Annotated in this window: 6 protein-coding genes; 3 read left to right on the forward strand and 3 right to left on the reverse strand. The window is 64.6% G+C overall.

From position 1 onward, the window contains the following. Window positions 1-452: 452 nt before the first annotated feature. The 3 genes from trkA to NE609_RS16030 all read left to right on the forward strand — a co-directional run bounded on the left by trkA (window position 453) and on the right by NE609_RS16030 (window position 4697). Window positions 453-1838 (forward strand): Trk system potassium transporter TrkA, encoded by a 1386-nt coding sequence (gene trkA, locus NE609_RS16020; RefSeq protein ID WP_256153093.1) that lies wholly within the window; start codon window positions 453-455, stop codon window positions 1836-1838. Between the two features lie 26 nt (window positions 1839-1864). Continuing rightward, window positions 1865-3313 (forward strand): TrkH family potassium uptake protein, encoded by a 1449-nt coding sequence (locus NE609_RS16025; RefSeq protein WP_256153094.1) that lies wholly within the window; start codon window positions 1865-1867, stop codon window positions 3311-3313. A gap of 202 nt (window positions 3314-3515) precedes the next feature. Then, complete coding sequence (locus NE609_RS16030) at window positions 3516-4697, forward strand: iron-containing alcohol dehydrogenase (RefSeq protein WP_256153095.1); 1182 nt, start codon at window positions 3516-3518, stop codon at window positions 4695-4697. Between the two features lie 295 nt (window positions 4698-4992). Here NE609_RS16030 and NE609_RS16035 read toward each other — a convergent pair whose 3' ends face one another. The 3 genes from NE609_RS16035 to NE609_RS16045 are packed head-to-tail and all read right to left on the reverse strand — an operon-like array spanning window position 4993 to window position 7966. Beyond that, complete coding sequence (locus tag NE609_RS16035) at window positions 4993-5643, reverse strand: site-2 protease family protein (protein WP_256153096.1); 651 nt, start codon at window positions 5641-5643, stop codon at window positions 4993-4995. A gap of 28 nt (window positions 5644-5671) precedes the next feature. Beyond that, complete coding sequence (ftsH, locus tag NE609_RS16040; protein ID WP_370867180.1) at window positions 5672-7504, reverse strand: ATP-dependent zinc metalloprotease FtsH; 1833 nt, start codon at window positions 7502-7504, stop codon at window positions 5672-5674. A gap of 18 nt (window positions 7505-7522) precedes the next feature. Further along, complete coding sequence (locus NE609_RS16045) at window positions 7523-7966, reverse strand: MarR family winged helix-turn-helix transcriptional regulator (protein WP_101552699.1); 444 nt, start codon at window positions 7964-7966, stop codon at window positions 7523-7525. Window positions 7967-8169 lie beyond the last annotated feature (203 nt).

Consider the following 8169-nt stretch of genomic DNA (forward strand, 5'->3'; position numbering starts at 1 on the left):
GAACATGGATTACGGCATGTTCCTGCCCGTCCAGAAGGCCGCCATCGCCGCGGTCCCCGGCGCCCAGTCGTGCGTCGCCGCGCCCCCCCGCGGCGACCCCGCCCCGCGCGCCCTACGCTGGGGCGGCCCCCCCCCCCCCCCCCCCCCCCCCCCGCCGCGCTTCGCAAAGCGCGGAACGCTTTTCCCTTCAGGCGTATTTTTCGGTTCCTTTTTACAAGAGAAAAAGGAACATCCGCAGGGGCGGTTTTCCGGTGGGGAAACAGCCCCTGCGTGCCACTTATTGGCAGGATGCAAATATTCACCGGAAAAAGCCGCGCAAAACTTGCCGAACGCTGTCATTTGTGTTAAGATCGCATTAAAGCGAAGTTAAGAAAAGCTAAAGATACTATAAAGATGGGGTGCCCGCGGCCGTGACGGCCGCGGGAATCTCTGCGTAGGGGCGAAACGGAAAGATGAAGATTGTCATAGTAGGCGACGGAAAAGTCGGATACACGCTGACGGAACGCCTGTCCAAGGAAGGGCATGACATCGTGGTGATCGACAACAACCGCCAGGTGCTGCGCGAGTCGGCGGAGATCTTCGACGTCATGGCGGTGCACGGCAACGGCGCGAGCCTGCGGGTGCAGAAGGCGGCTGACGTGCAGAACAGCGACCTGCTGATCGCGGCGGCGTCGGGGGACGAGCTGAACCTGCTCTGCTGCATCATCGCGCGCAAGCTCGGCTGCAAGCATACGATTGCGCGGATGCGCAACCCGGAATATGTTGAGCAGCTCTTTTTCCTGCGGGAGGAGCTGGGGCTGAGCATGATGATCAACCCCGAGCGCGCCTCCGCAAAGGAGATCTTCCGCCTGCTGCAGTTCCCGACCTTTTTGAAGCGCGATTCCTTCGCGAAGGGGCGCGCGGAGATCGTCGAGATCGTGCTGCGGGAGGGGAGCATCCTCAGCGGCAAGCGGCTGAACGAGCTGTATAAGATCGCGAAGGTCAAGGTGCTCGTCTGCGCCGTGGAGCGGGAGGACCGCGTCTATATCCCCGACGGCTCCTTCCGGCTCCAGCGGGGGGACAAGCTCTATGTCACGGCGCCCACCCAGGATTTGACGGCGCTCATCAAGCACCTTGGACTGGAGAAGATCAAGGTGCGCAACGCCATCCTCGTGGGTGGCAGCCGGATCGCCTACTACCTCGCGCGGGAACTGGAGGAGGCGGGCATCGGCGTCAAGATCATCGAGACGTCGGAGGACCGCTGCAACCAGCTCGCCGAGCTGCTGCCCCGCGCCCAGATCGTCCACGCGGACGGCTCGAGCCAGGCGGTGCTGCGCGCCGAGGGGATTGAGCAGACCGACGCGGTCGTGACGCTCACCAACATCGACGAGGAGAACCTGCTCATCTCGATGTTCGCCAACTACCTGCACGTCCCCAAGGTGGTCACCAAGATCAACCGCACCGAATATACCGAGGTCATCCGCGACAAGGGGATCGACAGCGTCATCAGCCCGAAGCTGCTCTGCGCCAACGACATCGTGCGCTATGTGCGCGCGATGCAGAACACCACCGGCTCGGTGCTGGCGCTCCACCGCATCGTGGACGAGCGGGTGGAGGCGCTGGAATTCCTCGCGAGCCCCTCGACCCGGCACCTCGGGGAGACCCTCCAGCAGATCACCCTCAAGCCGGACATCCTCATCGCCTGCATCAACCGGAAAGGCCGCATCATCATCCCCAAGGGCGACGATACGATCGAGCCGGGGGATACGCTGATCGTCGTGACGACCGCCGACCGGATGATCGTCGACCTCAACGACATCTTCGCCGACGCGCCCGAGCGGCTGGCGGCGGTGCAGTAAACGGCGGCGCGGGAGGAAATGGCGGAATGAATTACCGGATCATTGCATATTTCATCGGGCGGATTCTGCGGCTCGAGGCGGTCTTCATGGCGCCCGCGCTCGCGATCTCGCTCTACCAGGGGGAACACGCCGCGGCGACCGGCTTTTTGATCGCGATGGGCGCCCTGCTCCTCGTGGGCGTGCCCTGGTCGTGGAAGCGCCCCGAAAACCGCTCGTTCGGCGCGCGGGAGGGGTTCGTCACGGTGGGCCTCGTGTGGGTGGTCGTCTCCCTCTTCGGGGCGCTGCCCTTCTATTTCGGCGGGGGCATTCCAAGCTATGTCGACGCCGTCTTCGAGACGGTGTCGGGCTTCACCACCACGGGCGCGAGCATCCTGACCGAGGTGGAATCGATGGCGATGGGGCTGCTCTACTGGCGCAGCTTCACCCACTGGCTGGGCGGCATGGGCGTGCTCGTCTTCCTGCTGGCGATCGTGCCGATGACGCGCGGCTCGGGCGCGTCGCTGCATCTGCTGCGCGCCGAGAGCCCCGGCCCGCAGGTGGGCAAGCTGGTGCCCAAGATGCACCAGACGGCGAAGATCCTCTACGGCATCTATGTCGCGCTCACCCTGCTCCAGATCGTCCTGCTGCTCGCGGGGGGCATGCCCCTCTTCGACGCGGTGACCACCGCGTTCGGCACCGCCGGTACGGGCGGCTTCGCGGTCAAGAACGACAGCATGGCGGGATACAGCTTCTACCTGCAAACGGTCGTCACCGTCTTTATGGCGGTCTTCGGCATCAACTTCAACATCTTTTACCTGCTGCTCATCCGGGAGTTCGCCAAGGCGTTCTTCAATGAGGAGCTGCGGGTCTACCTCGGCATCATGCTCGGGTCGATCGCGCTTGTGACGGTCAACATCTCCCACCTCTACCCGTCCGTGCGGGAGGCGCTCCACCACGCGGCCTTCCAGGTGTCGTCGATCATGACGACCACCGGCTTCGCCACGGCGGATTTCAACCTCTGGCCGGAGTTTTCCCGCTCGCTGCTCGTGCTGCTCATGGTGCTGGGCGCCTGCGCCGGGTCGACGGGCGGCGGCATCAAGACCGCGCGTCTCATCATCCTCTTCAAGTCGGTGCGCAACGAGGTGTGGAAGATGCTGCACCCCCGCTCGGTCAAGCTCGCGCGGATGGACGGCTCGATCCTCGACGAGGGCACCCTTTACGGGGTCAACGCCTATATGGCGGTCTACTGCATCATCGTCGCGGTTTCCGCCCTGCTCGTGTCGTTCGACAACTTTTCCTTTGAAACCAACGTGACCGCCGTCTTCGCCTGCCTGAACAACATCGGGCCGGGGCTGGGACTGGTCGGCCCGATGGGCAACTATTCGGCTTTCTCCGATTTCAGCAAGCTGGTGCTCACCGCCAACATGCTGATCGGGAGGCTGGAGATCTTCCCGATCCTCGCGCTGCTGATGCCGACCACCTGGCGGCGCGGCTGATCCGGGGTGGGCGGCGGCGCCTGCGTGCCGCGCGCCCGCCTTTTTGCTTTCGGGAAACCGGCCGCGAACGGGGCGCGCCGCGCGGCCCCGCCGCCGCCCGGGCCGCTTCCGGCGCCTTTGGCGCCCCCGCGGCCCGCTTGACATCCCGTTTTCACGCGGCTACAATGACAGGGACGGCATATCTGATTGAGGAGGTTTGGCAATGCAGAGCTTTTCCTACTACTCCCCGACGCGCGTGGTGTTCGGGAAAGAGACGGAGACGCAGGTGGGCTCCCTTGTAAAGGAGCTGGGCGGCAGCCGGGTGCTGGTGCTCTACGGGGGTGGCAGCGCGGTCAAAAGCGGGCTGATCGGCCGGGTGACCGGCAGCCTCGCGGCGGCGGGGCTCGCCCATGAGGCGCTCGGCGGGGTCAAGCCCAATCCGCGGCTCGCCTTTGCGCGCGAGGCGCTGGAACGGGCACGGGCGTTCGGGGCGGATTTCGTGCTCGCGGCGGGCGGCGGAAGCGTCATCGACACGGCCAAGGCGGTCGCGCTGGGGCTGGGCAATCCCGGCGTGGACATCTGGAGGTTCTGGACGCGGGAGGCGGTCCCCGTGGGCTGCGCGCCGGTGGGGGTCGTGCTGACGATTTCCGCGGCGGGCAGCGAAACGAGCAGCTCGTCGGTGCTGACCGACGAGGAGACGGGGGAGAAGCGCGGGCTCGGCAGCGATCTGGTGCGGCCCCGCTTTGCGGTGATGAATCCGGAGCTCACCTTCACGCTGCCCGTCTACCAGGTGGCGTGCGGCGTGGTGGATATCATGATGCACACCCTCGACCGGTATTTCTGCCCGATCCTGGGCAACGAGCTGAGCGACCAGATCGCCGAATCGGTGCTGCGGGTGGCGATCGAAAAGGGCCGCGCGGCGGTCCGGGACCCGCACGACTACGACGCGATGAGCGAGCTCATGTGGGCGGGGAGCCTCTCTCACAACGACCTGACGGGGCTGGGCGGCGTCAAGGATTTCGCGCCCCACCAGCTCGGCCACGAGCTGTCCGCGATGTTTGATGTGGCGCACGGCGCGAGCCTTTCGACGGTGTGGGGCTCGTGGGCGGACTACTGCTGGGAGACGAACCCGGCGCGGTTCGCGCGCTACGCGAAAAACGTCTGGGGCATTGAAAACGCCGACGAGCGGGCGGCGGCGCGCGCGGGCATCGACGCGACGGTGGACTATTTCCGCTCGCTCGGGATGCCGACCTGCTTCGGCGAGCTCGGCATCGGGACGCAGCCGGACGAAGTGCTGCACCGACTCGCGGTCAACTGCATGTACGGCGGGACCCGCAAGGTGGGCACCTTCCGGGTGCTCGACGCGCCCGACGCCTACGAGATCTACCGCCGCGCCAATCATTAAACGTTTTCGGGGGCAAAGGGGCTTTTTAAAAAGCGCCCCTTTGCCGCTCGCCGCAGCGGGCGGAACGCCCCGCGCGCCTTCTTTCTTTTCTCCTGCAAAAGAAAGAAGTAAAGAACATGCGCTTCTCAGGAAAAAGACGCGAAGGGCTCCGCCCTCGAAAATGCCCGGCGTTCCATTCGGAACGCCGGGCATTTTCTCACCCGCGGCCTTATCTACGGCCTAAGAGCCGCCCTTTGGGCGGTTGGCCTCCGACACGCCTCGCTGCGGCTCGGTGCGAGAAGGCCGGCGAAGCTTTTCAGAGGCGGAAGACCGCCTCCGCGATCAGCCAGAAGAAATCGCTTAGGCCGTCGCTCAAAAAGGCGAGCGGCTGGTCGAGGACGCCGGTGAAAAGCAGCACCATCATGATGAGCGCGCCGTACCGCTCGTAGCGCATGTAGCCGAAGTATTTGTCCTCGGGCAGCACCGCGCCGAGCACCTTGGAGCCGTCGAGCGGCGGCACCGGGATGAGGTTGAAGAGCCCCAGGCCGGTGCTGATCGCGGAGGTGTAGAAGAGCAGGTAGTAGATGTAGCGCACGACCGCTCCCACATAGCCGCCCGTGAGCCTGAGGATGAGCCCCATGCCCAGCGTGCAGACGAGAGAGATCAGAAAATTCATGCCCGGCCCGGCCAGCGCGGTGAGCACCATGCCCCTTTTGCGGTTTTTATAGTAGCGCGGGTCGACCATCACCGGCTTTGCCCAGCCGAAGTGGAAGACCAGCAGGCAGAGGGTGCCGATCGGGTCGAGGTGGCGCAGCGGGTTGAGGGAGAGCCTCCCGGTCGCCCGGGGGGTGGGGTCGCCCAGCTTCCACGACGCCCAGCCGTGCGCGAACTCGTGCAGCGAGATCGCGATGAGCACGGCGGGCACCGTGTAGACGAGGATCGGGATCAGGTTGGTAATCCATCGCATCGGTCTGGTTCCTCACAGTCGGGCGGGGTCACGCGTTTAGGATCCGCATGAACTCCTCGCCGGTAATCGTCTCCTTTTCGAGCAGGTATTTTGCCAGCTCGTGGAGCTTGGGCTCGTTGTCGCGGAGAATTTTGACGGCCTTGTCGTGCGCCTCCCGGATGATGCCCATGACCTCCTGGTCGACGCGGGCGGCCGTCTCGGCGGAACACTCGAGCGACGCGTCGCCGCCGAGATAGGGGTTCTGGACCGTCTCGAGCGCGACCATGCCGAAGGCGTCGCTCATGCCGTAGCGGGTGACCATTGAGCGGGCGAGCCTGGTGGCCTGCTCGATGTCGTTGGAGGCGCCGCTCGTGACCGACTGGAAGACGACCTCCTCGGCCGCGCGGCCGCCGGTGAGCGTCGCGATCTTGTTGAAGGCCTCCTCCTTGGACATGAGCACCCGTTCGCTCTCGTCCACCTGCATCGTGTAGCCGAGCGCGCCCGAGGTGCGCGGCACGATGGTGATCTTGTGGACCGGCGCGGAGTCGGTCTGCCTGGCGGCGACGAGCGCGTGCCCGATCTCATGGTAGGCGACGATCTCCCGCTCGCGCGGGGAGATGACCGCGTTTTTGCGCTGGTAGCCCGCGATGACCACCTCGACCGATTCCTCAAGGTCGCTCTGGTTCACGAGGGTGCGGCCGTATTTGACGGCGCGCAGCGCGGCTTCGTTGACGATGTTGGCAAGCTCCGCGCCCGAGGCGCCCGCGGTCGCGCGGGCGATCACGCCCCAGTCGATGTCCGACTCGGTCCGCACGTCCTGCGCGTGGACCCGCAGGATCGCCTCGCGGCCCGCGAGGTCGGGCAGCTCGACGGGGATGCGCCGGTCGAACCGGCCGGGGCGCAGCAGCGCCGGGTCGAGCGATTCGGGGCGGTTTGTGGCGGCGAGGATGACGACGCCCTTGCGCCCGTCGAAGCCGTCCATCTCGGTAAGCAGCTGGTTGAGGGTCTGCTCGCGCTCGTCGTTGCCGCCCATCACGCCGCTTTCGCGCTTTTTGCCGATCGTGTCGATCTCGTCGATGAAGACGATGCAGGGGGCTTTTTCATTGGCCTGCTTAAAGAGGTCGCGGACCTTGGCCGCGCCCATGCCCACGAACATCTCGACGAACTCGGAACCCGAGATCGAGAAGAAGGGGACGTCCGCCTCTCCGGCGACCGCCTTGGCGAGCAGCGTCTTGCCCGTTCCGGGAGGGCCCACAAGCAGCGCGCCCTTGGGCAGGTTTGCGCCGATCTCCGCGTATTTGCGGGGGTTGTGGAGGAAGTCGACGATCTCGGTGAGGGCCTCCTTGGCCTCGTCCTCGCCTGCCACGTCCTTAAAGGTCTTGCCCGTCTGGGCCTGCACATAGATTTTGGCGTTGGACTTGCCGAAGGTCATCGCGTTGCCTCCGCCGCCCATCCGCTTTTGCATCGAGCGCATGAAGAACTGCCCGATCAGCGCGAAAACGGCCAGCGGCAGGATCCAGGTGAGCAGAAAGCTCATCAGGGGAGAGGCCTTTTCCGGCACGATGTTGGAGAATTTGACCCCCTTCTCATAGAGGCGGTCGACCAGCCCGGTGTCGTTCGGCATCTGCCCGGTCATGTAGAGGTCCGTCTGCTTGGGATTTTTCTCATTGGGGATCGCATAGTAGACGTACCCGTCATCGAGGTTTGCCTCGGTGACCTTGCCCGCCTCCACGTCGCTCATGAAGGTGCCGTAATCGACCTCGGTGACCCGCGGCTGCAGCAGCAGCGGGAAGACGAAGATGTTGAGCAGCATCATGACCAGCATGACCATGACGACATAATATAACAGCGGTTTTTTCGGGATTTTCGGTTGTTCCTGCATATGAATCATCCTTTCCGGTCAGGGGTTCTCTTGAATGGAATCGCGCTTCTGGAGCAGGAGGCTGAGCCTCTGCATGCCGTCGAGGATCACCTCGGCGTCCTCCTCGTTCAGCAGCGGGAAGGCGCGGGTGACAAGCGCGTCGACCTCGTCGACCGTCCGGCGGCCCTCCCCGGTCAGCGTGATGTGCACCACCCGCTCGTCCCGCGGGTCGCGGGAGCGTTCGAGCAGGCCCTCGCGTTCGAGCCGCTTGCAGAGCGCGGAGACGTTGGTTCCCGCCGCGCACACCCGCCGGCTCAGCCCGCTGACCGTGCATCCGTCCTCCCGGCGGATTTCAAAAAGGACCCGCATCTGCATGATCGTCAGCCCGTAGCGGTCGATGATCGGATGGAACACGCCGTTCATCCGGTCGGTGATGTCCCGCATGAGCGCCCAGACCTGGTTTTTAAACTCCGCAGGTTCCATTGCGCCGTTCGCCTCCCGTCTCTTATTTAGTTATAAATCATCTATAATATAAATTGTAGTTATGTAGAATCATAGATAATTTTGTAAAGAAGCTGTGAATTTGGGTTTGCCGCGCTGCGCCCGGCGGGGCTTTAGATGCGCTCCTCGTCTGCGGCGAGCGCCGCAGAGCGGCGACGCGCATTCAAAGAGGGCCACAGGCGCCA

This window comes from Anaerotruncus sp. DFI.9.16 (genome assembly GCF_024461615.1).
Lineage (GTDB): Bacteria > Bacillota > Clostridia > Oscillospirales > Ruminococcaceae > Anaerotruncus > Anaerotruncus massiliensis.

Excerpts from the sequence above, each read along its gene's own strand:
- NE609_RS16030 (WP_256153095.1), top strand. The coding sequence starts at position 3,516 with ATGCAGAGCTTTTCCTACTACTCCCCGACGCGCGTGGTGTTCGGGAAA.
- NE609_RS16035 (WP_256153096.1), bottom strand. The coding sequence starts at position 5,643 with ATGCGATGGATTACCAACCTGATCCCGATCCTCGTCTACACGGTGCCC.
- ftsH (WP_370867180.1), bottom strand. The coding sequence starts at position 7,504 with ATGCAGGAACAACCGAAAATCCCGAAAAAACCGCTGTTATATTATGTC.
- NE609_RS16045 (WP_101552699.1), bottom strand. The coding sequence starts at position 7,966 with ATGGAACCTGCGGAGTTTAAAAACCAGGTCTGGGCGCTCATGCGGGAC.
- NE609_RS16025 (WP_256153094.1), top strand. The coding sequence starts at position 1,865 with ATGAATTACCGGATCATTGCATATTTCATCGGGCGGATTCTGCGGCTC.
- trkA (WP_256153093.1), top strand. The coding sequence starts at position 453 with ATGAAGATTGTCATAGTAGGCGACGGAAAAGTCGGATACACGCTGACG.